The following is a 24,444-nucleotide window of genomic DNA, read 5'->3' on the forward strand; positions in this document are numbered from 1 at the left end:
TTTGTAGGAATAAAAAAACAGATATAGCTGCGATAAGACTGCAAAGGAGAATAAGTAAAAATTCTAGGCTAAGTCATATTGCATTGTCTACTCGATATCAACTCGTTTTAACGGTTGATCTGCTGGACCTTCCATAACATTTCCCTCAATTGAAAAGCGGGAACCATGACAAGGGCAGTCCCAAGTACAATCGCCATTATTCCATTCAACTTCGCAGCCGAGATGTGTACAAGTTGTATCGACAATATGTAATTTTCCATCTTTGTCCTTATAAGCACCTGCTCGTTTCCCATTAACATGTACGACAGATCCTTCACCAACTTCGAGATCTTCTAGCTTACGTAATGCGGTTTCGATCTTTCCTTCAATTAAATGTTTCGCAACATCAATGTTCTGGGAGAGGAATGTTTTTATATCTGGATTTGCATGGAAGCGTGATGGTGCATACAGTTCCTTATAGGGATTGTGGACTTTTAGAATGGAGTCCTTCAGTAAATGAGCAGCAGCAGTTCCAGTTGTCATTCCCCATTTACGATATCCAGTTGCAACAAATATATTTGGATTTCTTTCGTTAATATGTCCGATATAAGGAAGCTTATCTAGCGTGATTAAATCTTGTGCTGACCATCTATAGGGAACTTCATCTACTCCAAACGTTGCTTCCGCAAAAGAATACAGTGCTTCATAATGAAGCATTGTGTTTATTCCTTGTCCTGTTTTATGACTTTCTCCGCCAATTAAAATTAATTTTTCCTCATTGTTTGTTGTATAGCGCAATGAGCGTTTTGGGTCATCAATACTTAAATACATGCCACCTGGATAATCCGTTTTTGCTTTGATTGCAAGAGCATAAGAGCGTTCAGCATACATTCGCGTAAAGAAAAAGCTATTCGCATCATAAAAAGGAAAATGCGAACAAGAGACAACATATTTGCAAGTGATGCGATGCCCGCCTTTTGTAATGACTTGCGGATAATCACCTTTTTCTACATCAATAGCTGTTGTTTGTTCATAAACTTTTCCACCCATCTCCACAAACTTTTCTAAAAGTGTTTTCAAATAAAGGATAGGATGGAATTGTGCTTGGTTTTTCATGACAAGTGCAGATTGTACTGGAATCGGAATTGATAGAGATTGAACATAGTCACAAGGTATATTTAATTTTTGATAGGCTTCATATTCTTTTGATAAATTTCTTAATCCATTATCAGTATTTGTATATAAATATGAATCTTCATTTGAGAAATTACAGTCGATTTTATATGTTTGCACAGTTTTATTTATGAATTGTAGAGCATGATTATTTGATTCATAGTAAAGCCTCGCTTTCTCCACACCGAAATGATTGATTAATTCATCATAAATAAGATCATGTTGTGCTGTTACCTTCGCTGTTGTATGCCCAGTCGTTCCATTTAAAATAAGGCCAGAATCAATTAAAACAACGTTCATACCTTCTTTTGCAAGTAAATAGGCAGTCGTAATGCCTGTAATACCAGCTCCGATAACAGCAACTTCAGTTTTTGTATCTTCAGATAAATGAGGAAAAGCAGGGATTTGAGTAGATTCAATCCAATAGGATAATGGAAATTGTGGAAATGTATCGCTTGTCATTATAGAAACCTCCCGATTTTAGAACAATTTTCCTTTTAATATTTCCATATGATAGGAAATTCATGTGTGCTGTTTTAGAAGGAGTCTATTTTTATTAAAAGAAAGATAAAATTATTTTAGTATAATTATTTAGCGGTATCGGTATGAAGAAGTAGGAGTTGTGTAAAACTAGATTCAGATGAGTTTATTTGTTGTTTACACAGAGAGTTCTTGAATAAGATAGAGTCTATAGTATGTTAGTGTATGTATATGCATAATGGATGAAGCCTTATAAAATCTATGTTTTTTCTTTAGTGAAATAAAGTATGATTATAAAAATATAACCAACTTTTATTACTAGGTCATAAAAGTTATTGACAATATAGAAATTCTATTGATATGATTCATCATGTGGAAAGGTTGATAGAGAGTAAAAAGAGAAATGTTTTTCATTGATAATAAAAGCGAAAAATAAGTGACGATAGAGTGAGTTTATTTTCCTTATAATAAATGCTTTTTTAATCACCTAGTAAAATCAATCTGGAAGCAAGAATTGATATATGTAAGTTGCGCAAGGCGCGGCATAAGAAAGGGGCAAAAGGATGAAGGAGCTTCATACGTTTGGGTGGTATGCAGCACGTGTATCACCACATTTGCCGAAAAAAGCATTTAAACCAGTTCCTACTCGTTTATTTGGTGGACTGGCTTATTTGCTTGTGGCATTGGCGGGGTTAATATCGATTGGTGTATTTGAATTGAATGTGTGGGCGAATCTAGGAATTGCGATTGTTCTTGGATTATGTTTTGCTTCACTTGGATTTTTAGGACATGAAATTTTACATGGAACTGTTGTAAGAAAAGCATGGCTTCGTGATTTTTTAGGCGCGATAGCATTTATGCCATTATCAACTGGACCGAAGCTTTGGAGAAAGTGGCATAATGCAACGCATCATGTTCATACACAACATGAAGAGAATGACCCAGATGCATGGCCTACACTTGAGAAACTGAAAAAGAGTAAGTTTTTAAGCTGGGTATATCGCATGCCTCTTCATGTTCGTTCATTCTTTAGTTTTCTGTCACTAACCATTCAATTTACGTTACATTCAACTCGAATGTTCTTTCATTTTATAAAGGATTTTAAGTCATCCAATCAAAAATCTGTATGGCTTCAACTTCTTTTGCCTTGGACTGTTTGGATTAGTTTATTGTTTATTATGGGACCTGGAAAATGGTTATTTGCATATGTAATTCCATTGTTAATTGCTAACTTTATTGTAATGGCATATATCGCAACAAATCATCGCTTAAATCCAATTGTTCCAGTAAATGATCCGTTAGCGAACTGTTTATCAGTAACAGTGCCGCGCTGGGTAGACGTTTTACATTTCAATTTTTCATATCATACAGAACACCATTTGTTCCCTGCTATGAGCTCTAAATACTATCCGTTAGTAAAAGATAAAATTAAAGAAATGTGGCCGGAACGCTATCATGAGATGCCAATGACAAAAGCTTTGGCAGCGCTATGGAATACACCACGTGTGTATTATCAAGGAAGTGAATTAGTGGATCCGCATAGAGAGCATTTCTATGGTTCTTTAGGAAATGGACTAGATCCTCATAATATTTCATATCGTGAGGAACATATAGAGGAAGAAGAGAGTATTAAAAAAGTAAATCAGTAAAAATTGATATATTTTGCAGTGAAAAAGCAAGCCATCTCAGGCTTGCTTTTTTTTTATAAAGAGACTTCTTTTTTATTCTTTTTGCTAAATTGAACTGAATTTGTTTCTTTTCTTTGTAATCGTTTTTCTAAAAGATTAACAAAATAAGTAAATAGAAGAACAAGTACGAGGTAATATAAACCAACGATTATGTATGTATCTAATTGTTGGAAGTTACTTGCAGCAATTGATAAACCTGATCCCCATAATTCAGACAATCCTACATATGCAACGAGAGAGGAGTCCTTTAATCCAATAATAAACTGATTTCCTAAAGGAGGAAGAGATTGACGAAATGCTTGCGGTAATACAATACGGCGCATTGCTAAAGGATAAGGCATACCTAAAGAACGAGCAGCTTCCAATTGTCCACGGTCGACAGATTGAATGGAACCGCGGAAAATTTCAGTAATATATGCACCGTTATGGATTGCTAAAGCAATTGCTCCTGCCCAAAAAGGGGTGAAGACAATAATCGATGTAATACCGAAATAGAGAATGGCAATTTGAACAATTAAAGGTGTACCACGAATAATGGCGATATATACATGAGCGATACTATTTAAAATCTTATTGTTAGAGATTCGAAAAAAAGCGAATAGTAATCCAATTAGTGAACCGAGTACTAGGGAAGTTAATGTTAATTGTAATGTGACAATAGTAGCCTTTAAGAGTGTGGGATAAGTAGACATAAAAATTTCAAACATATGTGTCACCTCATATTGTATGGATTTTGGTAGGGAATGAAATACCCCACATAAAAAGTGGGGCATAATGTATGAAACATGTGACTAGCTAATTTACTTCGTTTTTTCCTCTTCACCGAGAATATTACGCCCAAACCATTTTTTACTGATCTTTTCATACGTACCATCTTTAATGATTTCATCTAAAGCTTTATTTACTTTCTCAACCATTTCTTTATCATCTTTACGAATAGCAATTCCCATTTCATCAAGATTTAATGGTTTTCCAGCTTCTTTTATATTTGATTTACCTTCTTTGATCATACGTAAACCGACCATTTGATCAGTGATTACTGCATCAATACGTCCAGGCTCTAAGTCCATAAGTGCAGTAATATCGCTATCATATTCTGTAATTTGATTTGTATGTTTTGCAACAAGGTCTTTAAAGGTACTAGCTTTTACAACACCAATTTTCTTACCTTTCAAATCTTCTGGAGAAGAGATAGATGTATTCTTTTTAGCCACAAAAATTTGGGCACCAGAACGATAATAAGGATTTGAGAAACTAACAGCTTTTAAGCGTTCTTCTGTAATTGCCATACTGCCCAATATAGCATCATATTTTTTCGATTGTAGACCTTGAATTAGCGTTTCCCATGGATTTGTAATAGGAGTGGGTTTCATATTCATTTTTTTCGCAAGTGCCTCACCAATTTCCACATCAAAACCGGCAAGCTTTCCGTCATTTTCTTTATAGTTAAAAGGTTTATATAAGCCACTCATTGCATAACGAAATTCTTTTTCACCATTTGAAGAAGTAGTAGCACTTTCCTTACTACAGGCTCCTAGTATGAAGGATGTACATAATGTAATACTCGCAACAATGGTTAATAGTTTTCTTTTCATAAAACCCCTCCTATATATTGATCATACGGATGGTTTTAAGTATGTTACTGAGATATTTTATTTGGACAATTAGTTGTGCACCGTATGAATGTATTTCTTTTCATTTGAAATAGAAGTTACATTATAAAACGTTGCGTAAAAATTGTTTTGCTCGTTCATGTGATGGAGCTGAAAAGAATTGTGCTGGCGGAGCGTCCTCTACAATCTTTCCGTCATCCATAAATATGACGCGATCAGCTACATCTCTTGCGAAATTCATTTCATGAGTAACAATAATCATGGTCATTCCTTCTTCAGCAAGTTCTTTCATAACTTGCAATACTTCTCCAACAAGTTCAGGGTCTAAGGCTGAGGTAGGTTCATCAAATAGCATAATTTTAGGATTCATAGCAAGAGCTCGTGCAATGGCAATGCGCTGTTTTTGACCACCTGACAGGAGGTGAGGAGTTACATCTGCTTTATCTTGTAGGCCGACTTTTTGCAAAAGCTGATTTCCAATATCCTTTGCATTTACTGTTTCTAATTTTTTTACATGGATAGGTGCTTCTATGATGTTTTCTAGTGAGGTCATATGAGGAAAGAGGTTAAAGTGCTGAAAAACCATACCGACATTTTCACGGACTTTGTTTAAATTTGAATGCTTGGGATCAATTCGTTCACCTTGTAAGTGAATTTCACCTTCATCGTACATTTCTAAAAAGTTAAGACAGCGAAGTAATGTACTTTTACCGGAACCACTGGCACCAATTAAAACAACAACTTCTTTTTCTTTTACTTCTAAATCAATTCCTTTTAAAACATCAAGCGAGCCGAATGATTTTACTAGATTTCGAACCTGAATCATACAAAACCCCCAGTCAAAAATATATTTTACAAATGTTTCCCCTTATTTCTGTTATTAGCCACAAATTGTCAGAATCCTTCATTTTTTTCGTGGGATTTGATATTCAAGGAAATATTAAATTTTAAAAATCCCTATATCCTTCTATAATGAAAATATGGATAATAATATATAGGTAGTATTTATATTGCTTATAAAAAGGGGGAAAGAAAAAATGGAAAAAGAAAGGAAGACATTTTCCTTTGGCTTACGTATGCAGCTTATGCTATTCACTACAATTTTAGCTTTTATTACATATTCGACAAGTTTAATTTTTATTTACGTTATATATGATTATTTTCAAGATTATGTAAGTCAAACCGTTTATAATATCATTGTTATGCTATTAGGCGTAGTATGGTCTGGAATATTAGCGTATGGAGCAGCCATATTTCTAATTAAACCGCTTCGAAAGTTAGAGGAGGCGGCAAGGAAAGCGGCTGAGGGTGATATTCGTGAAGATGTTCCATTACCAAAGGCAGATGATGAGATTAAATCTTTAAGTGTTGCATTTAATATGATGCTAGGGAACTTAAGAGGTATGGTAAAAAATATTGATACTACATTTTCGTATACAAATAATCAAGTTCAGCAAATTAGAAGGGAAACAGTGGAAGCGACAAAGCAAGCACGAGGTGTGTCTGAAACTCTTGCAGAGATTTCTTCTGGCGCTGAGCAATCAGCTGCTTCCATTCAGGCGATTGTTTCTGCTGTTGATACAACAACTTCTATTGCGAGTGAAGTAGAAGAAAAAGCAAAACAGTCTGACGAGTTGTCTTTAGAAATGGTTCAAGCTTTAGGGCAAAGTACACGAGTCTTTACTTCTTTAATTCAAGGCATTCAAGCATTGGCAAAAGAAAATGAAAATTCGATGCAAAATGTACAGAAATTAGAAGAACGAATGAAACAAGTAGAACATATTGTTTCCGTTGTGAGTGAGATTGCTAGTCAAACGAATTTATTAGCACTGAATGCTTCTATTGAGGCAGCTCGTGCTGGAGAGCATGGAAGGGGCTTTGCAGTTGTAGCTGAAGAAGTACGTAAACTTGCTGATGAAAGCGATCATTCTGCAAGAAACATATCGCAGTTATTACGAAATATGCAAGAGGAAGTGCAACAAGTCGCATTGAAAATGACAGAGCAAGTGAAAACAGCTAAAGAAGAGGCGAAACGTGGGGAAGCTACCGAATTAATTTTAAAAGAAATGTCATCAAGTATTATGGAAGTTGCCGATGCAACGAAGCAAATTAGTGGCTATATGAATGAGCAAGTGAGTCATATTCATCAAACAGGAGCACAGACGAAGGCTGTAGCAGCAATTGCTGAGGAAACATCAGCTGGTTCGCAAGAAGTAGCACGTGTGACGTTGCAACAATCTCAAAATATGGTAGTAATCGATCAATTGTTAAAGGATTTAGAGAAGCAAGCAGCAGACTTGAAACAAACAATTGAACGATTTTCAATGTAAAAAGGAAGAACAGAATGCTGTTCTTCCTTTTTTACGTATGAAAAGGAGGGATACTTTGTTGAAAACGAAAAACATTGCAAGGGTCATATATGGTTTTCACTTTACGCAATCTTTGAAAGTTAGGACCATAATAACTAGTTTGCCAATTTTTAATGTCGATATCGGGCCAATTGACATAGTCACCTAGTGTATAAGGATCTAAGCTTTCTCGTAAATCTTTAACCCAGCGTATATTACGATTTTCTTCATCATCGCATTTCCAAGAGGTAATGTATTCTTGCGCAATAATTGCTTTACGATGAAAATAAGCTGTTTCAGTAGGAGGAATATTTTCAACAGCACCTACAAGCGATTGGTGCCAAATACTCGCATCCTTATTTGGAGAATGAGAAAGAAAATGTTGCATGATTTGAATTCCTTTAAGGGGAATCGGTTTATATACATAGGAACCGGAGCGCTTGAAGCTTTCAGGGATGTTACCACTATTAAAAAATTCAACAGCCTTTATATAAGGAACTTCATCTATAAAGAGAGAGGGGGTACCAGTTTCAAGAAGAGGAGATAATAAGGAATGGAGTTCAGAGGGAGAGCCAACAAATTCACCTTTTACTTCAATTTTATTTCGTTGCTTTGCGAATAATTCAATTGATGAAGTGAGACGTTTGTCTATATAAGGTGCCCAGTTTTGCCACGCTTGAAATGCAGCGATAAAATCTTTCCATTCCCATGTAATTGAGAAGATTGATACATTTTTTATAGGATGGACTCGAAAAGTTAAAGAAGTAACAATTCCGAAGTTTCCACCACCACCACCGCGGCACGCCCAAAACAAGTTATGGTTTTCATGTTCGTTTGCGCGAATGATTTTTGCTCCAAATTTACCACACGCTTGTACTATTTCAACTTCTACTAATTGATCACATGTTAATCCAAATAAGCGTGAAAGCATACCGATGCCACCGCCAAGTGCTAATCCAACAATTCCAACGCTTGCACTTGTACCAGCCGGTATTGTCACACCAAAATTCCAAAGCTCTTTATAAACAATGCCAAGATTTGCACCAGCTTCAATTGTTGCTGTTAATTTATCTGTATTAACAGTAATACGATGCATTTCACTCACATCAATAATAAGTCCTCTATTTAAAAGAGAAAAATTTTCATAGCTATGACGTCCGCTTCTTAAGCGAAATGGTACATGACGTTCGCGTGCCCATTTTAAGGCGTTACAGACATCATTTTGATTTTGACAAAAAACAATAACGCAAGGGAGTTTTGGAATGCTTAAATTTAAATTCATTCGGGCTACGTCATAGTCCGGGTCTGAAGGAACGACGATACGACCTGTTAATTTTGTTTGTTTCAATTTATCACTCCTTTCTAAAACAAGCAGTGCTTTTTATTAATATATGAAAAGTGTATGTAACGTGCGTGGACAAGAGCAGGTGAGGAATGAGATTTGCTTTTGTGAGAAATAAATAAAGCATAAGAATAAGGAATCTACATAGAGTTCAATGAAAACAGTTGCAAACTATTTATATTTTGTTATGATAGTGTTACGAAAACGTTTGCATAAAATTTCCGATGGGATGCAAAAGGAGAGAATGACTATGAACAAGACATGGTGGAAAGAAGCGGTTGCTTATCAAATTTACCCACGTAGCTTTATGGATTCAAATGGTGATGGTATTGGAGATTTACAAGGTATTATTGCAAAACTGGATTATTTAAAAGATTTAGGTATAGATGTAATTTGGATTTGTCCAATGTATAAGTCACCTAATGATGATAATGGTTATGATATTAGTGATTATCAAGATATCATGGATGAGTTTGGTACGATGGAAGACTTTGATGCTTTACTAGATGAAGTTCATAAGCGTGATATGAAGCTTATTATTGATTTAGTTATTAATCATACGAGTGATGAACATCCATGGTTTATTGAGTCGCGTTCATCTAAAGACAATCCGAAGCGTGATTGGTATATTTGGCATGATGGTAAAGATGGTTCGGAACCAAACAACTGGGAAAGTATTTTTAACGGTTCGGCATGGGAATATGATGAAGTAACAGGACAATATTATTTACACTTATTCTCGCGTAAACAACCAGATTTAAACTGGGAGAATAAAGAAGTTCGCGAAGTGTTATACGATACAGTTAATTGGTGGCTTGATAAAGGAATTGATGGTTTCCGCGTGGATGCGATTAGCCATATTAAAAAAGAAGATGGTTTCAAAGATATGCCAAATCCAAAAGAACTAAAGTATGTACCATCTTTTGATAAACATATGAATGTGGATGGTATTCAACCTTTATTAGAAGAGTTAAAAGAAAATACGTTTTCTAAGTACGATATTATGACTGTTGGTGAAGCGAATGGCGTTAAGATTGAAGATGCTGAGCTTTGGGTTGGAGAAGAGCAAGGCAAGTTCAATATGGTATTCCAATTTGAACATTTAAGTTTATGGGATGCAGAAAAGAAGAAAGATCTTGATGTTGTAGGGTTGAAAAAGGTATTAACGAAATGGCAAAAAGGGTTAGAAAATAAAGGATGGAATGCTTTATATATTGAGAATCACGATAAGCCACGTATCGTTTCAACTTGGGGAGATGATAAACAATATTGGCGTGAAAGTGCAACAGCTCTTGGAGCAATGTACTTCTTTATGCACGGTACACCGTTTATTTATCAAGGACAAGAAATTGGGATGACGAACGTTCAATTATTAAATATTGAAGATTATGATGATGTAGCAACTAAAAATTTATATCGAGAGAAAATTGCAGAGGGTGTATCACATCAAGATATGATGGAAATTATATGGGCTTCTTGCCGCGATAATTCACGTACACCAATGCAGTGGAACGATGAGATGAATGCTGGATTTACAGCAGGTGCGCCTTGGTTTAGTATGAATCCAAACTACAAAGAAATTAATGTTGAAAAGCAAAAGAATGAAGATAACTCTATTTTCAATTTCTATAAAAAAATGATTGCCTTGAAAAAAGAGCACGATGTACTGAATTACGGTACGTACGATTTACTTCTAGAAGATGATCCGCAAATTTATGCATATACTCGTACATTAAACGATGAAAAAATCGTTGTAATTAGCAATATCTCAAAAGAGGAAGCTGTGTATAATGAGGGTTCATTTGCACTGGAACGCAAACGTTTGCTTTTAAATAACTATAAAGTTACGGAAAATGAACAAGTAACTTCAATCACGTTAAAGCCTTATGAAACAAGGGTTTATCGTATTTCATAATAAAAAAGGATGCTCTAAGAGCATCTTTTTTTATGAAAAAAAATAAATTTCTATTGCAAAGTGAAAACGCTTTTATTAAAATAGATTTATGAAAACGGTTGCGTAAAGATAAAAATAAAGTAACATAAGGAATCGTTTTCATAATAGGAACAGAAATTATAATTTAAATCATTATGTTGTTATAAATAAAGGGGAGGAAGAACAGATGAAAATTACGTCTTTTGATTTTTGGCAAAAGTTCGGGAAAGCATTGTTAGTTGTTGTAGCTGTAATGCCAGCAGCTGGTTTAATGATTTCTATCGGTAAGTTAATTGGGATGTCTGCTGGGGATATTAACGCAGTTCATACAATCGCTCGTGTAATGGAAGACATCGGTTGGGCAATTATTACAAATCTACACATCTTATTTGCAGTAGCAATTGGGGGGTCTTGGGCGAAAGATCGCGCAGGTGGTGCATTTGCAGCGCTATTAGCATTCGTCTTAACAAACCGAATTACAGGAGCTATATTTGGCGTAAACGCTGAAATGTTAGCGGATTCAAAAGCGACAGTTTCTTCAGTATTAGCAGGAGATTTAGTTGTAAAAGATTACTTTACTTCTGTACTTGGTGCACCAGCATTAAACATGGGAGTTTTCGTAGGGATTATCACAGGTTTCTTAGGAGCTACTCTATATAACAAATATTATAACTATAATAAACTGCCACAGGCATTAGCATTCTTTAACGGAAAACGATTCGTACCATTCGTTGTAATTGTTTGGTCTACAGTCACTGCAATTGTATTATCACTTTTATGGCCGTTCATCCAAAGTGGATTAAATGAATTCGGTCGCTGGATTGCAGCATCTAAAGATAGTGCACCAGTTGTTGCACCATTTGTATATGGAACGTTAGAGCGTTTACTATTACCATTCGGTTTACATCATATGTTAACGATTCCGATGAACTACACAGAGCTAGGCGGAACATATACGATGTTAACTGGTTCAAAAGTTGGACAAATTGTAGCAGGACAAGATCCTTTATGGCTTGCATGGATTACAGACTTAAATAATTTACTAGCAAATGGAGATACGAAAGCATATAACGATTTATTAAATAACGTTGTACCAGCTCGTTTCAAAGCTGGACAAGTTATTGGCTCAACAGCAGCGTTAATGGGTATTGCTTTCGCGATGTTCCGTAATGTTGATAAAGAAAAACGTGCAAAATATAAACCAATGTTCTTATCGGCTGCATTAGCAGTATTCTTAACAGGTGTAACAGAACCAATTGAATTCATGTTCATGTTTATTGCTCCAGTATTATATGTTGTATATGCAATTACAACAGGACTTGCATTCGCATTAGCAGATTTAATTAACTTACGTGTTCACGCATTTGGATTTATTGAATTAATTACTCGTACACCGATGATGGTTAATGCAGGACTAACAAGAGATTTAATCAATTTCGTTATCGTTTCATTAGTGTTCTTCGGTCTGAACTTTACATTATTCAATTTCTTAATTAAAAAATTCAATTTACCAACACCAGGACGTGCAGGTAACTATATTGATAATGAAGATGAGTCATCAGAAGGAACAGGAAATGTACAGGATGGTTCATTAGCAACAAAAGTTATTGATTTATTAGGTGGTAAAGAAAATATTGCTGACGTAGATGCTTGTATGACGCGTTTACGTGTAACAGTAAAAGATTTAGATGTTGTTGCACCAGAAGCACAGTGGAAACAAAATGGTGCTTTAGGACTTATCGTAAAAGATAAAGGTGTACAAGCAGTATATGGTCCGAAAGCTGACGTATTAAAGTCAGACATTCAAGATATGTTAGGTGCGTAATAAGATGAAATTGCTAACTTTAAACTGTCACTCTTGGCAAGAAGAGAATCAAATGGAAAAGATAAAATATCTTGCTAAAGTCATTCAAGAAGAAGAGTACGATGTCATCGCATTGCAAGAAGTAAGTCAGTCGATACAAGCTGAAAATGTATGCGGTAACAAGAAAGAAGATAATTTTGGACTTTTACTATTAGAAGAGTTAAAAGCGTTACATGTAAAAGATTACAATATTACTTGGGATTTCTCTCATATTGGTTATGATGTGTATGAAGAAGGATTAGCGATTATAACGAAGCATAATGTTGTAAAAGAAGATACGTTCTTTATTTCAGAAAATAAGGATACAACGTATTGGAAAACACGCAAAATTGTAAGTGCGACAATTGCTTATAATGATAAGAACATCACGTTTTACTCTTGCCACCTCGGTTGGTGGAATGATGAAGAAGAATCATTCAAAGATCAAGTTAATCGTTTGATGGGGCGTGTAGATAGTAATGAACTTTCCTTCTTAATGGGTGATTTTAATAATAACGCTCGTTTACAAGGTGAAGGCTATGAATATATGATGCAAAAAGGTTTGTATGACACATATGAACTAGCAATAGAGAAGGATGAAGGAACAACTGTCCAAGGTGAGATTGCTGGTTGGGATGAAAATAAACATAACTTACGAATCGATCTAATATTGTGTAACCAAAGTGAAAAAGTTCGTTCTTCAAAAGTCATTTTTAATGGTACGAACAGAAATGTAATTTCAGATCATTTCGGTGTAGAAGTACAAGTAGATATATAATAGAAGAAATCCTCACAGATGATGAAAAGCTGTGAGGATTTTTTTGAGGAATACAAGTATTTCCAAGAGAAAATACTTGTATTTTTTATGACATTTCCTATATATTTGTTATTATTGAATGTAAAACTAATTTGGTCATTTTGTATGCATACTTTTTTTACTTCGTTATATAATGAAGTAAGTGAAATATTTAATGGGAAAAATAGTATGTTTTCGTTTAATCTACGATGTAGAAAGTGATATAATGGCAAAATGTATGTATCATTTTCTAAAGAAAGAAAAATATATAATTAGGTGATTGCTTATATGAAACAGATTTGGCGTATTTATAAGACAGATTTACGGAATGTAGCTAAACATTGGGCTGCAATTGTTATTGTTTTAGGGTTAATGATTTTACCATCGTTATATGCATGGTTTAACATTAAAGCTTCTTGGGATCCTTATGGAAATACGAAAGGAATCCAGATTGCAGTTTCTAACCAAGATGTTGGATCAAATTTAAGAGGGAAAGATATTAACATCGGGAAAGAAATTGTAGATTCACTTAAGAAGGACAAAAATTTTGGGTGGAAGTTTGTTGATGAAAAGCAAGCGATTTATGGGGTAGAGCGTGGAGATTATTCTGCAAGTATTACTATTCCAAAGGATTTCTCTGAAAAGATTGCAACAGTCTTGGATGAAAATCCACAGAAACCAGAAATTGAGTATTACGTAAATGAAAAGGTAAATGCCATTGCGCCGAAGATTACAGCTAAAGGTGCATCGGGTCTTACAGAAGAGATTAGTAAAAACTTTGTTAAAACAGCAAACGGCGAGATTTTTGAAATCTTCAACGATCTTGGAATCGATTTAGAAACGAACTTGCCGAGTATCGAGAAAGTAAAAGACCTTGTATTTAAGTTAGAAGCGCAGTTCCCGGAAATGAATACATTGATGGATAAGGCGTTAGATGATGCGACTCGAGCAGAGGATATTGTGAAAGTGGCGCAGAAAGATTTACCTGTTGTAGAGAGTGTCATAAATGATGGGCAGGAAGCGTTGGCGAATTTAGATAAGTTCTTTGCAAGACAAGATCAAACATTAAAAAATGCTCCAGGGAAGATAAGAAATGATTTAGTAGTAGCACAAGGTGTTATGGATAGTGCAGCTGCATTTACCGACTTTTTAATGAATCCAGGTGTTGATCTAAACATCCCTGATTTCTCTGGAATGAATGGCCTGCCTGAATTCCCTGCAAGACCAGACCTTTCTAAGTTGAATAGTGATGGTTATAAGGGGATAGCACAAAATATTAATCAAACAGTAAATAATGTTTTAAGCTCATCACGTGCAGGAACAGCTTATGGGAAAAGTGTTGTAAATGGATTGCAAAATGGTCAGTTTGATCCAGAGCAAGCAAAGAAAGATTTAAATGCAGTATCAGATCAACTGCAAGCTCGTACAGAAAATATTTCATATCTTATTAATATGTTTACTGAACTTCAAAACTCAGCCACGACTGATTTTGGAAAAAGCTTCTTCCAAGGGCGAGTGGATCGCTTAACTAAGCTTAAAGGTAGTATGGAAAATGCAAATAACGGCATTAAAGATATTGTAAGTGTTATCGGTACAGGACAAGAAGTAAAGAAAGATGTAACAGATGTAGCAAATCAAAAGTTAGATGCAGCAAACTCATTAATTGATCAAGCGGAAAAAGATTACAATGAAACATTTGTAGCAGATTATAAAAAAGCAGTTAGCACAGTAGATCAAGCTAAAGCAGATGCAAATGAAATATATGATAATGCAAAAGCGGATTATGAGAAAGCAAAGAATAGTCTTGAAAGTACTAAATCTAGTGTCCAAAAAGCATTAGAGGATGTACAAAATAGAGGTGTGAATGGTTTAGAAGGTTCGAAGGAAGCCTTAAAAAGTTTAAATGGTCAATTCCAAGCTGGAATTGGTTTAATCGATGATATGATTCCAGTTCTAGAAAGTACAAATAAGGTTTTAGCAGATGTAAGTAGTGATAAAAACCTTAATAATGGAATTGCAAAATTAAATAAAGCAAAAAGTAGTCTGCAAAAAGGTGTAGATGCAACGAATAAGGGAATTACACTTCTTAACAATGGACAGAAACCTACAAAAGATGTAATTGAAAGTATTAACAACGCTGCGAAGGGCGGATCAGCTCAATTAACAGATGTATTATCGACGTATGATTCAGAAATTGTACCTAATTTCAATACAGCAATTGCTCGTACAAAAGAGATGTCGAAAAATACAACTCAAATTTTAAATGATGCAGACAAAAAGCTCCCAGATGTTAAAAAGTTACTAGAAGATTCATCAAAAGGCTTAGTAGACGGTAGGAAAAAATTAGCGGACATTAAAGCTGAGATGCCGGAGACTGAGAAAAAGATTAAAGACTTAGCAAATAAAATTCGCGATTTTGAATCAGAAGAGGATATAAAAGACATCATACGCTTATTGAAAAATGATGTTGAAAAGCAAAGTGATTACTTCGCGAATCCAGTAAATTTAAAAGAGAATAAGTTATTTGCAATGCCGAACTACGGTTCAGCAATGTCACCATTCTACACAGTGCTTGCATTATGGGTAGGCGCATTATTAATGGTTTCATTATTAACGGTAGAAGTACATGAAGAGGGCGCGAATTATAAGAGCCATGAAATATACTTTGGACGTTTATTAACATTCTTAACGATAGGTCTTTCACAGGCGTTTATCGTATCAATGGGGGATATATTCTTACTCGGTACGTACGTAGTCGATAAATTCTGGTTTGTGTTATTTAGTTTATTTATTGGCGGAGTATTTGTTTGTATCGTGTACTCACTTGTTTCTATTTTCGGAAACGTTGGGAAATCGATGGCAATCATTTTACTTGTGCTTCAAGTAGCAGGGTCGGGCGGAACATTCCCAATTCAAATGACACCACCATTCTTCCAAGCGATTTATCCGTTCTTACCATTCACATATGCAATTAGTGCAATTCGTGAAACGGTAGGTGGAATGCTTTGGGATATAGTTATTAGAGATTTACTTGTACTAAGTGTTTTCGTAGTAGTCATCGTTATTGCTGCGTTATTATTGAAAACACCAATTAACAAATCGAGTGAAAAGTTTGTTGAGAACGCAAAAGGAAGTAAAATTATTCATTAATAATAAAAAGGTTCCTACCGAGAGTGGTAGGAACCTTTTTATTTAATCGAATTTTAATTTCTTTAAAGCTTCTGCGAACGGATTATTTAATGGCTCTTCTTCTTTGTTCTGTTGTTTCATATATTTTTGAACATCGCGTTTATCAGCTTTGCTTCCAGATTCCTTTTTACGTCTTTCTTGGAATGTCGATAATTTCTCGCGATAGCCACATTTACATGCGAAGATTTGTCCTGCACCTTCACCGCGTAATTCTAACTTTTTCTTACATTGCGGACAACGAGCGTTTGTTGTACGAGATACATTTTTACGATGACCACATTCACGGTCTTGGCATACAAGCATTTTTCCTTTTTTGCCGTTTACCTCTAACATTGGTTTACCGCAGTCTGGACAAGACTTTGTTGAAATGTTGTCATGTTTATATTTTTTATCACTCGATTTAATTTCAGAAACAATTTCTTTCGTATAGTTCTTCATTTCTGAAATGAATACTTCTTTCTTTAATTTTCCTTTAGCGATAGCTTCTAACTTTTGCTCCCATTCACCAGTTAGTGTAGGAGATTTCAGTTCTTCTGGTACTAAATCAAGTAACTGACGGCCTTTTGAAGTAATATGAATATCTTTACCACGTTTTTCAAGTAAGAACGAATTGAATAACTTGTCGATAATATCAGCTCGTGTAGCTACAGTACCTAATCCACCAGTTGACTTTAACGTGTCAGCAAGTTGTTTATTTTGCGTATCCATGTATTTTGTTGGGTTTTCCATCGCTGAAAGTAAAGTTGCTTCATTAAAGCGTGCAGGTGCTTTTGTTTGACCTGATGTTTGGACAATTAGTTTTACGTTTAATGTATCGCCTTTTTCGATGCGAGGTAAGATTTGTTCTTTTACATCATCGATTGTATCATCATCTTCAAATCGATTTTCATAAACCTCTTTCCAACCAGCATGTAAAATCGTTTTTCCTTGTGCGATGAACGTTTCATCACCAATTTTCGTGCGCAATGTTAGTTGTTCATATTCAAAGGCCGGGAATAAAACAGCTAAGAAACGTTTTACAACTAAGTCATAAATTTTACGTTCTTTATCTGTGAAAGCTGAGAAGTTTACATAGCTCTCTGTTGGAATAATCGCGTGATGATCGCTTACCTTACTATCATCAACAAATGATTTATTAGATTTTACAGGTTTCTGCAATACTTTATGTGCTAAAGGACGGTATTCTCCAACTCCGCACGCCTTCAGACGCTCTGGAAGTGTGCCGACAATATCAGATGAAATATAGCGTGAATCTGTACGAGGATACGTTAAAACTTTATGCTGTTCATATAACTTTTGCATAATGTTTAATGTTTCTTTCGCAGAATAACCAAATATTTTATTCGCATCACGTTGTAGCTCAGTTAAATCGTAAAGACCAGGAGCGAACGATTTCTTTTGTTTTTTATCGATGTCTACAACAGTAGCATTTTGCTTACTGATTTTGTTCACAAGTGTATCGATTTTTTCTTTATTGAAGCTGCGACTATTTCCTTTTGTGTCTTGCCAAGTTAGTTTTAATCTCTCAGCTGTTTGAGCTTCGATACCATAGTAAGTTTGAGCTTTGAAATGTTTAATTTCATCTTCTCGGCTTGCAATCATGGCTACAGTAGGTGTTTGGACACGACCACAATTTAGTTGAGCATTAAAGCGAGTAGTTAATGCTCGAGTCGCATTAAGGCCGATATACCAGTCAGCCTCTGAACGTGCGACAGCAGAAGCGTATAGATTGTCATATGCTTTTCCTGGTTTTAAATTTGCGAAGCCATCTTTAATTGCTTTATCAGTAACAGATGAAATCCATAGACGTTTAATTGGTTTCTGTATTTTAACTTTATCGATAATCCAGCGTGCGACCAACTCTCCCTCACGACCGGCGTCAGTAGCTATAATGATTTCATTTACATCTTTTCTAAGAAGCTGACTTTTTACAGCGTTAAACTGTTTCCCTGTTTGTTTAATAACGGTTAGTTTTAAACGCTCCGGTAGCATCGGTAAATCTTCTAAATTCCACTGTTTATATTTCACATCATAGCTTTCTGGATCAGCTAGTGTAACGAGATGACCTAAAGCCCAAGTTACAATATATTTACTACCTTCAAGGTAGCCGTTTCCTTTTTTTTCGCACTTAAGTACACGCGCAATATCACGTGCAACAGAAGGCTTTTCAGCGATTACAACGCTTTTTGACATATTAAAAACATCCTTTCAAATTTCCATACGTTAACTATAGCATACATTTTCTTGAGATTCAGTTTCGCTCCATGTTTGATCGATTTTTAGTGGAATGAACAAAACTTGTTTGAAATCAAATGATGGCGATAGAACATAATCTGAACAATGATGAGACTATGAAAAAAGATACTTATTTATTATACGTATTGTTTTATCAGTTTCTTCTATATGAAATAGAAAAGTAAAGAACTTGTTATTTTACTAGAATAAGAGTAGACTTTGAAGTAGATGAATACTAAACACATGGGAGTTTGTGGATGCAAACTGAGAGTATGACTAATCCGTCATTGACCATTTGAACCTGTTGGATAATGCCAGCGTAGGGAGAGTGTAAAAGCACATGTTCAGGCACTTTGCGTACGCGCAAAGTGCCTTTTTGTGTATCTCCCATCACAATAGTTAGGGGATGAGAAGGATGAATATGAAAGAAATTAGTAAAGTAGTGGATTTGGTGAGAGAATTTAATCCGCTCGTTCATAATATTACCAATGTCGTTGTAACAAACTTTACAGCTAATGGTTTGTTAGCGTTAGGAGCATCGCCTGTAATGGCGTATGCAAAAGAAGAAGTGGCAGAAATGGCTAGCATTGCTGGAGCGTTAGTATTAAATATGGGGACACTTCGTCCTGAGGAAGTAGAAGCGATGTTACTTGCGGGTAAATCAGCAAATGTGAATAATGTACCAGTACTATTTGATCCAGTTGGTGCAGGAGCAACATCGTATCGAACAGAAGTTTCGAGACATATTCCGGCCGAAATTGATTTAGCGATTATCCGGGGAAATGCAGCTGAAATAGCGAACGTTATTAATGAGAGATGGGAAATTAAAGGGGTAGACGCCGGTGCTGGAAATGGCAATGTCGTAAGTATTGCAAGGCAGGCAGCGGATGAATTAAATACAGTAGCGGTGATTACTGGAAAAGAAGATGTTGTTACAGATGGAGAACGAACGATCCTTATTCGAAATGGTCACCCTATTTTAACGAAAGTTACGGGAACTGGTTGTTTACTAACTTCTGTAATAGGAGCATTTGTAGCAGTAGAAAAGGATTATGTAAAGGCAGCAGTAGCTGCATTAACGTTTTATGGTGTAGCTGCGGAACTGGCGGCTGCTAAGACAGTGGAAAAGGGACCTGGTAGTTTCCAAATTGAATTTTTAAATCGGTTAGCGAATACAACTTCAGATGATATTGAGAAGTATGGGAAGATTGAGCTTATATAGTAAGGAGGGGAATTAGATGTCGCGTATTACAGAGGCTGAAATGTCTAGATTATTATCAGTATACTTTATTATGGGAAGTAACAATTGTACGAAGGAGCCACTACAAGTGTTGAGAGATGCACTTGAAGGCGGTATAACAATTTTTCAATTCCGTGAAAAGGGGGAAGGGGCTTTAACGGGAGAGAAACGTATTTGTTTCGCAAAAGAATTACAAGCAATTTGTAAGGAGTACGGTGTCCCATTCATTGTAAATGATGATGTGGAACTAGCTATCGAGTTAGATGCAGATGGCGTACATGTTGGACAAGATGATGAAGGAATTACTTCTGTTCGTGAAAAAATGGGGGATAAAATTGTAGGTGTATCTACACATACAATTGAAGAAGCACGCTGGGCAATTGAAAACGGAGCTGATTATTTAGGTGTTGGCCCTGTTTTTCCAACGAGTACGAAAAAAGATACGAAAGCAGTTCAAGGAACGAAAGGTTTAGCTCATTTTAGAGAACAAGGAATTACAATACCAATCGTTGGGATTGGTGGCATTACAATTGAAAATACCGCTGGGGTTATAGAAGCCGGTGCGGACGGCGTTTCTGTTATTTCCGCGATTAGTTTAGCTGAATCTCCGTATGAAAGTACGAAGAAGCTAGTAGAGGAAGTAAATAGGAGTTTGTAGGAAAAGAGAACTTCACAAAAATAGTAAAGAACATAATGGACAGTTAAAAATATTTAAACAAACGTTTGATTAAAAAAGCACAAACCCTTTAAAATTGTAGGTTTGTGCTTTTTCTTTAAAACATAATTGATATTAAAAGCATTCCAATTCCGATAGAAGTGAATGTTGCGATTAGGCCTGGAATCATAAAGCTATGATTTAAAACATATTTACCAATGCCTGTTGTACCAGTGCGATCAAAGTTAATGGCAGCAACGATTGTTCCATAGTTTGGAATGAAGAAATATCCATTTACTGCAGGGAACATTGCGATTAGTAGTGCTGGTGGAATACCGAGTGATAATCCAAGAGGCATTAAAGCACGTACTGTTGCTGCTTGACTATATAGTAAAATAGATAGAATGAATAATGCGATGGCAAATAGCCATGGTGCACTTGTTACTAGGTGCTGAATTGATCCTTGAATCATGTTTAAGTTTCCGTTAAAGAAAGTATCTCCCATCCAAGCGATACCGAAAATAGCAACAACTGCTGTTGCCCCCGCTTTAAAGACGTTACCAGACACGATGCTTTCTACATTTGGTTTGCAGAAAATAATAATAAGAGCTGCGATAGTTAACATAACCATTTCAATTGTGTTTGGCATGGAAAGACGAACTAACTTCCCGTCAACCATCCATCCTGGACGAAGTGCTTCAAATGAACCGAGAAGTACGACAAGGAAAGTTCCTACTAAGAAAAGGATAACGGATAGTTTAGCGCCTTTTAAACCAACAAATTCTTTCTTCTCTTCAATTTTAGGAATCATTCCTTCTTTTAAACGTTTCAAGTATTCAGGGTCTTCATTTAATTCTTTCCCCATTTTGCTAGCAACAAATGCAGCTACCATACAAGCGATGAAGGTAGAAGGGATACTTACTTTTAAAATATCTAATAAAGTGATTTTATAGTCAGCTAGCATTGCTAAAAGTGCAACTGTTGCAGCTGATATAGGACTAGCTGTAATTGCTTGTTGGGAAGCGATTACGGCAATTGACATTGGTCGTTCCGGTCTAATCCCAGATTCGCGAGAGACTTCTGCGATAACAGGAAGTACAGAATAAGCAACGTGACCAGTTCCTGCGCACAGTGTAAATAAATAAGTAACAATTGGAGCAAAGAATGTAATGCGCTTTGGATTTTTTCGCAATGCTTTCTCAGCCAGATGAACAAGGTAGTCCATTCCTCCAGCGGCTTGCAGTGCACCGGCAGCTGTAATTACTGCTAAAATCATAAGCATTACATCAATAGGAGGAGCTGTAGGTTGTAAGTGGAAGATGAAAACAAGTATTGCCATACCAACGCCACCCATTACTCCTAGACCGACTCCGCCTAGGCGTGCGCCAATAAAAATGCAGAGTAGTAACGTAAGAAATTGTAGCCAAAACATGATAAACTACCTCCGGAATTCATTAGTTAAGATATATTCGAATAATTAAATTTGAATGAAAATTAAAATAAATACTCAAAATAATCCTTGTGTTATATACATTTTTTATTATATAACACAAGAAATGTAACATTCACGAACTTTGTTAAATTATTTCGAAAAAATAATACGTTGAAACTTTACATTTGCATCTCTAAATAGGTAGACATTTTAATTTTTATGTTGTAATCTTTGATAGAGAATAATTTAATTCTCATAGAACTCCCATATCGTTCAACTCGTTCAGCGAGAAAGGCAAACTGATGGAAACATTAGGACGCAAAACTACAGGAGCTAAGGCCCAAAGGCTATGCTAGCCAGTTACCGGACGGATAGGGTTGGTCTTGACCAATGCTCTTTTCATTGGTCTTTTTTTTGTTTATAAACAAATGAGAACCGTTATCGTTTATTGATAAGGTGTATATTTTAATAGCGTTACTTTATAGTAAGTTAATTAAGAAAGGTGATGTTAATGAGAAAATGTTGGCATAAGTTATCATTTCTTCAAAAAAATGTATTGTTAACTGTATTAGTTATTTTGACGCTTGTCGGTACTATGGGAGCGTTAAGTTTTAACATGTTTCAAAATAGTATGATGTCTATGTTTGAAAGGCATTCTTTTGAAACCGGAGATACGGTATTACATAAATTAGACTCGGAAATATTGAGAGATGTTGCAAAAGACCCAACGGCAGAAAGAGAAAAGAGAGAGAAGTTAACAGAGAAATTAGATGAATCAACGGAAGAATTGAACAGTGTTGGACAAACGTATATTGTTGGAGCTAAAAAAAATGAAAAAGGTGAGCTACAAATCATTGATTTGTCTACAGGTTTAGCAAATGTTGTTGAAGTAAGGCCGGGGGAATATTATAAACAACCAGATCTTTGGATGAAAGCATATGATAAAGTAATGAGCACGAAAAAAGCAAACATGACAGAAGTATATGAAGACGCATTAGGAACATGGGTAACGATATTAGAGCCGATTAAAGATAGGGAAGATAATATTGTGGCACTTGTTGCAGCTGATGTAGATGCCTCGATTGTTCCTAGTACAAAGGAAAAGTTCATTATACAAGGTTTACTGTTTATTTGTATTTCTGTTTTAATTGCAACTGTTATTCAATTCTTAATTGTGCGTAACGCACTTGCTCCATTGCGAGATTTACGTGAAGGATTACGCAAAGTCGGGGAAGGTGATTTAAGTATTAAGTTAGAGGAAAGACCAGATGATATTGGTATTATTAATGCGTATTTTAATAATACCATCGAGAAGTTTAAAGGAATTATAGATAAAGTGAAGCAGACAGCAGAACAGGCTTCCTCATCTTCACAAGAATTGTCAGTGAGTACGAAAGAGAATAGTATGGCAGTTCAAGAAATCGTAAGTTCTATGGTTGAGTTAAGAGCTGGCGCTCAATCACAAGAAACGTCAGTACCACAGTATTTAGGTATTGTATATGAAATGGAAGATAAGATGGAAGAGATAAAGAATGCTGCAGAACAAATGGCGAAAGAGTCTGAAGGTACGGAGCATCATTCAGTAAAAGGAAATGGTGTTATTAAACAGGCGATTAATCAAATGAATATAATACAAAATGCAGTACAAGATTTATCTTCTATCATTCATTCTTTGGAAACAAGATCAAAAGAAATTAGAGATATTGTAAATGTAATTACAGGTATTTCAAATCAAACTAATTCGCTAGCTTTAAATGCTGCTATTGAAGCTTCACGTGCTGATGCAAGCGGAAAGAGATTTGCCGTTGCTGATGAAGTGCGTAAATTAGCAGAGCAGACGGAAGCATCAGCAAAAGATATAGCGAAATTAATAGGGGAAACACAAGCTGAAACGGAAGAAGCTGTTGTTTCAATGCAAAAAGCTTCAAAAGAAGTAGAATCTGGAATGAAACTTGTTGAAAGTAGTGGCACTTTCTTTGAAAAAATTTCAAAATCAGCACAATCTGTTACAAATCAAGTTAAAGTTGTTTCTAGCAATTCAAGTGATATATTGCAAAATAGCCAAAATATTGTTCGTGTTGTAAATGAGCTATCACTTATCGCAAATACGTATGCGAATAGTAGTAGTAATATTGAAGAAAGTATGAAAGAACAGGAAATGTCTGTACAAGATATTGCTGAATTAGCTAGTTCTTTAAGCTGGCTTTCACAGGAGTTACAAGAGTTAATTGGGGAATTCAAAAGTTAAATGAAATAATTATACGTGCTTTTGTTTGTTCAATAAAATAAATCATGCTACAATGAAGACGAATTAAGGACCGGGGAGCCAATTGGCTGAGAGGATGTAAACAAACATCGACCCTCAACCTGATCTGGATAATGCCAGCGTAGGGAGTTACTTAAAGTGATGTAGCATATGTTATTCTATAATAACTTGCATACAAGGCTTTCCTACGCAGTAGGAAAGCCTTTTCTTGTTTTAACATTTCATTTTATAA

At 35.5% G+C, this 24,444-nt stretch carries 16 protein-coding genes, 1 pseudogene and 3 riboswitches; of the genes and pseudogenes, 10 read left to right on the forward strand and 7 right to left on the reverse strand.

Annotation, left to right across the window (positions count from 1 at the left end; genetic code table 11):
• Positions 1 to 87: 87 nt before the first annotated feature.
• Positions 88 to 1,614 (reverse strand): FAD-dependent oxidoreductase, encoded by a 1,527-nt coding sequence (locus J0835_RS02155; RefSeq protein ID WP_087979275.1) that lies wholly within the window; start codon positions 1,612 to 1,614, stop codon positions 88 to 90.
• A gap of 581 nt (positions 1,615 to 2,195) precedes the next feature.
• Here J0835_RS02155 and J0835_RS02160 point away from each other — a divergent pair.
• Positions 2,196 to 3,281, forward strand: a complete 1,086-nt coding sequence (locus J0835_RS02160) for a fatty acid desaturase family protein (RefSeq protein WP_048560132.1) — start codon at positions 2,196 to 2,198, stop codon at positions 3,279 to 3,281.
• Between the two features lie 53 nt (positions 3,282 to 3,334).
• On the opposite strand, the gene J0835_RS02165 is transcribed toward J0835_RS02160, so the two are convergent.
• The 3 genes from J0835_RS02165 to J0835_RS02175 form a co-directional block, all read right to left on the reverse strand.
• A complete protein-coding gene (locus J0835_RS02165) occupies positions 3,335 to 4,027 on the reverse strand; it encodes an amino acid ABC transporter permease (RefSeq protein WP_087979276.1) in 693 nt (230 codons plus the stop codon).
• A 93-nt stretch (positions 4,028 to 4,120) separates the two neighbouring features.
• Positions 4,121 to 4,915 carry an ABC transporter substrate-binding protein gene (locus J0835_RS02170; RefSeq protein WP_087979277.1) on the reverse strand — a complete coding sequence of 265 codons (795 nt, stop codon included), beginning with the start codon at positions 4,913 to 4,915 and terminating at the stop codon, positions 4,121 to 4,123.
• A 121-nt stretch (positions 4,916 to 5,036) separates the two neighbouring features.
• The gene (locus J0835_RS02175) at positions 5,037 to 5,759 is read right to left on the reverse strand and encodes an amino acid ABC transporter ATP-binding protein (RefSeq protein WP_087979278.1); all 723 of its coding nucleotides are present in this window, start codon (positions 5,757 to 5,759) and stop codon (positions 5,037 to 5,039) included.
• Between the two features lie 376 nt (positions 5,760 to 6,135).
• On the opposite strand from J0835_RS02175, the pseudogene J0835_RS29130 reads away from it, so the two are divergent.
• Positions 6,136 to 6,321 (forward strand): annotated as a pseudogene (locus J0835_RS29130) (HAMP domain-containing protein); the annotation flags it as partial.
• Positions 6,322 to 6,336: 15 nt separating this feature from the next.
• Positions 6,337 to 7,263 carry a methyl-accepting chemotaxis protein gene (locus J0835_RS02180; protein WP_442893514.1) on the forward strand — a complete coding sequence of 309 codons (927 nt, stop codon included), beginning with the start codon at positions 6,337 to 6,339 and terminating at the stop codon, positions 7,261 to 7,263.
• Between the two features lie 31 nt (positions 7,264 to 7,294).
• Here the strand turns inward: J0835_RS02180 and J0835_RS02185 are convergent, their stop codons facing one another.
• Entirely contained in the window at positions 7,295 to 8,629 is a 1,335-nt protein-coding gene (locus tag J0835_RS02185) for an FAD-binding oxidoreductase (protein WP_087979280.1), read from the reverse strand.
• A 244-nt stretch (positions 8,630 to 8,873) separates the two neighbouring features.
• Here J0835_RS02185 and J0835_RS02190 point away from each other — a divergent pair, with 244 nt between their 5' ends.
• The 4 genes from J0835_RS02190 (at position 8,874) to J0835_RS02205 (ending at position 16,345) form a co-directional block, all read left to right on the forward strand.
• Positions 8,874 to 10,538 carry a glycoside hydrolase family 13 protein gene (locus J0835_RS02190; RefSeq protein WP_087979281.1) on the forward strand — a complete coding sequence of 555 codons (1,665 nt, stop codon included), beginning with the start codon at positions 8,874 to 8,876 and terminating at the stop codon, positions 10,536 to 10,538.
• A gap of 205 nt (positions 10,539 to 10,743) precedes the next feature.
• A complete protein-coding gene (locus J0835_RS02195) occupies positions 10,744 to 12,381 on the forward strand; it encodes a PTS transporter subunit IIBC (protein WP_000705549.1) in 1,638 nt (545 codons plus the stop codon).
• Positions 12,382 to 12,385: 4 nt separating this feature from the next.
• Positions 12,386 to 13,177: an endonuclease/exonuclease/phosphatase family protein gene (locus J0835_RS02200; RefSeq protein WP_075311954.1), complete on the forward strand. Its 792-nt coding sequence runs from the start codon at positions 12,386 to 12,388 to the stop codon at positions 13,175 to 13,177.
• A gap of 306 nt (positions 13,178 to 13,483) precedes the next feature.
• On the forward strand, positions 13,484 to 16,345 hold the full coding sequence (locus J0835_RS02205; RefSeq protein WP_087979283.1) for a YhgE/Pip domain-containing protein: 2,862 nt from the start codon (positions 13,484 to 13,486) through the stop codon (positions 16,343 to 16,345).
• Positions 16,346 to 16,387: 42 nt separating this feature from the next.
• Here the strand turns inward: J0835_RS02205 and topB are convergent, their stop codons facing one another.
• Positions 16,388 to 18,577, reverse strand: coding sequence for a DNA topoisomerase III (topB, locus tag J0835_RS02210; RefSeq protein ID WP_087979284.1), 2,190 nt, complete (start codon positions 18,575 to 18,577; stop codon positions 16,388 to 16,390).
• Positions 18,578 to 18,852: 275 nt separating this feature from the next.
• A riboswitch (TPP riboswitch) is annotated at positions 18,853 to 18,962 on the forward strand.
• Between the two features lie 72 nt (positions 18,963 to 19,034).
• Here topB and thiM point away from each other — a divergent pair.
• Together thiM and thiE are read left to right on the forward strand one after the other, a co-directional pair.
• Positions 19,035 to 19,841 carry a hydroxyethylthiazole kinase gene (gene thiM / locus J0835_RS02215; protein ID WP_087979285.1) on the forward strand — a complete coding sequence of 269 codons (807 nt, stop codon included), beginning with the start codon at positions 19,035 to 19,037 and terminating at the stop codon, positions 19,839 to 19,841.
• Positions 19,842 to 19,857: 16 nt separating this feature from the next.
• A complete protein-coding gene (thiE, locus tag J0835_RS02220) occupies positions 19,858 to 20,517 on the forward strand; it encodes a thiamine phosphate synthase (protein WP_087979286.1) in 660 nt (219 codons plus the stop codon).
• Positions 20,518 to 20,632: 115 nt separating this feature from the next.
• Here the strand turns inward: thiE and J0835_RS02225 are convergent, their stop codons facing one another.
• Positions 20,633 to 21,946, reverse strand: coding sequence for an anaerobic C4-dicarboxylate transporter family protein (locus J0835_RS02225; RefSeq protein ID WP_087979287.1), 1,314 nt, complete (start codon positions 21,944 to 21,946; stop codon positions 20,633 to 20,635).
• A 283-nt stretch (positions 21,947 to 22,229) separates the two neighbouring features.
• A riboswitch (cyclic di-GMP riboswitch) is annotated at positions 22,230 to 22,314 on the forward strand.
• 143 nt (positions 22,315 to 22,457) lie between these two features.
• Between J0835_RS02225 and J0835_RS02230 the strand changes: the two genes are divergently transcribed.
• Positions 22,458 to 24,194, forward strand: coding sequence for a methyl-accepting chemotaxis protein (locus tag J0835_RS02230; RefSeq protein ID WP_087979288.1), 1,737 nt, complete (start codon positions 22,458 to 22,460; stop codon positions 24,192 to 24,194).
• A 61-nt stretch (positions 24,195 to 24,255) separates the two neighbouring features.
• Positions 24,256 to 24,357, forward strand: a riboswitch (TPP riboswitch).
• Positions 24,358 to 24,444 lie beyond the last annotated feature (87 nt).

It is taken from the genome of Bacillus cereus group sp. Sample62 (assembly GCF_036851315.1).
Classification (GTDB): Bacteria; Bacillota; Bacilli; order Bacillales; family Bacillaceae_G; genus Bacillus_A; species Bacillus_A wiedmannii.

Coding starts and splice junctions, on each gene's coding strand:
- topB (WP_087979284.1), bottom strand. CDS start 18,577: ATGTCAAAAAGCGTTGTAATCGCTGAAAAGCCTTCTGTTGCACGTGAT.
- J0835_RS02225 (WP_087979287.1), bottom strand. CDS start 21,946: ATGTTTTGGCTACAATTTCTTACGTTACTACTCTGCATTTTTATTGGC.
- J0835_RS02180 (WP_442893514.1), top strand. CDS start 6,337: ATGGTAAAAAATATTGATACTACATTTTCGTATACAAATAATCAAGTT.
- thiE (WP_087979286.1), top strand. CDS start 19,858: ATGTCGCGTATTACAGAGGCTGAAATGTCTAGATTATTATCAGTATAC.
- J0835_RS02200 (WP_075311954.1), top strand. CDS start 12,386: ATGAAATTGCTAACTTTAAACTGTCACTCTTGGCAAGAAGAGAATCAA.
- thiM (WP_087979285.1), top strand. CDS start 19,035: ATGAATATGAAAGAAATTAGTAAAGTAGTGGATTTGGTGAGAGAATTT.
- J0835_RS02190 (WP_087979281.1), top strand. CDS start 8,874: ATGAACAAGACATGGTGGAAAGAAGCGGTTGCTTATCAAATTTACCCA.
- J0835_RS02155 (WP_087979275.1), bottom strand. CDS start 1,614: ATGACAAGCGATACATTTCCACAATTTCCATTATCCTATTGGATTGAA.
- J0835_RS02160 (WP_048560132.1), top strand. CDS start 2,196: ATGAAGGAGCTTCATACGTTTGGGTGGTATGCAGCACGTGTATCACCA.
- J0835_RS02205 (WP_087979283.1), top strand. CDS start 13,484: ATGAAACAGATTTGGCGTATTTATAAGACAGATTTACGGAATGTAGCT.
- J0835_RS02165 (WP_087979276.1), bottom strand. CDS start 4,027: ATGTTTGAAATTTTTATGTCTACTTATCCCACACTCTTAAAGGCTACT.
- J0835_RS02170 (WP_087979277.1), bottom strand. CDS start 4,915: ATGAAAAGAAAACTATTAACCATTGTTGCGAGTATTACATTATGTACA.
- J0835_RS02230 (WP_087979288.1), top strand. CDS start 22,458: ATGAGAAAATGTTGGCATAAGTTATCATTTCTTCAAAAAAATGTATTG.
- J0835_RS02195 (WP_000705549.1), top strand. CDS start 10,744: ATGAAAATTACGTCTTTTGATTTTTGGCAAAAGTTCGGGAAAGCATTG.
- J0835_RS02175 (WP_087979278.1), bottom strand. CDS start 5,759: ATGATTCAGGTTCGAAATCTAGTAAAATCATTCGGCTCGCTTGATGTT.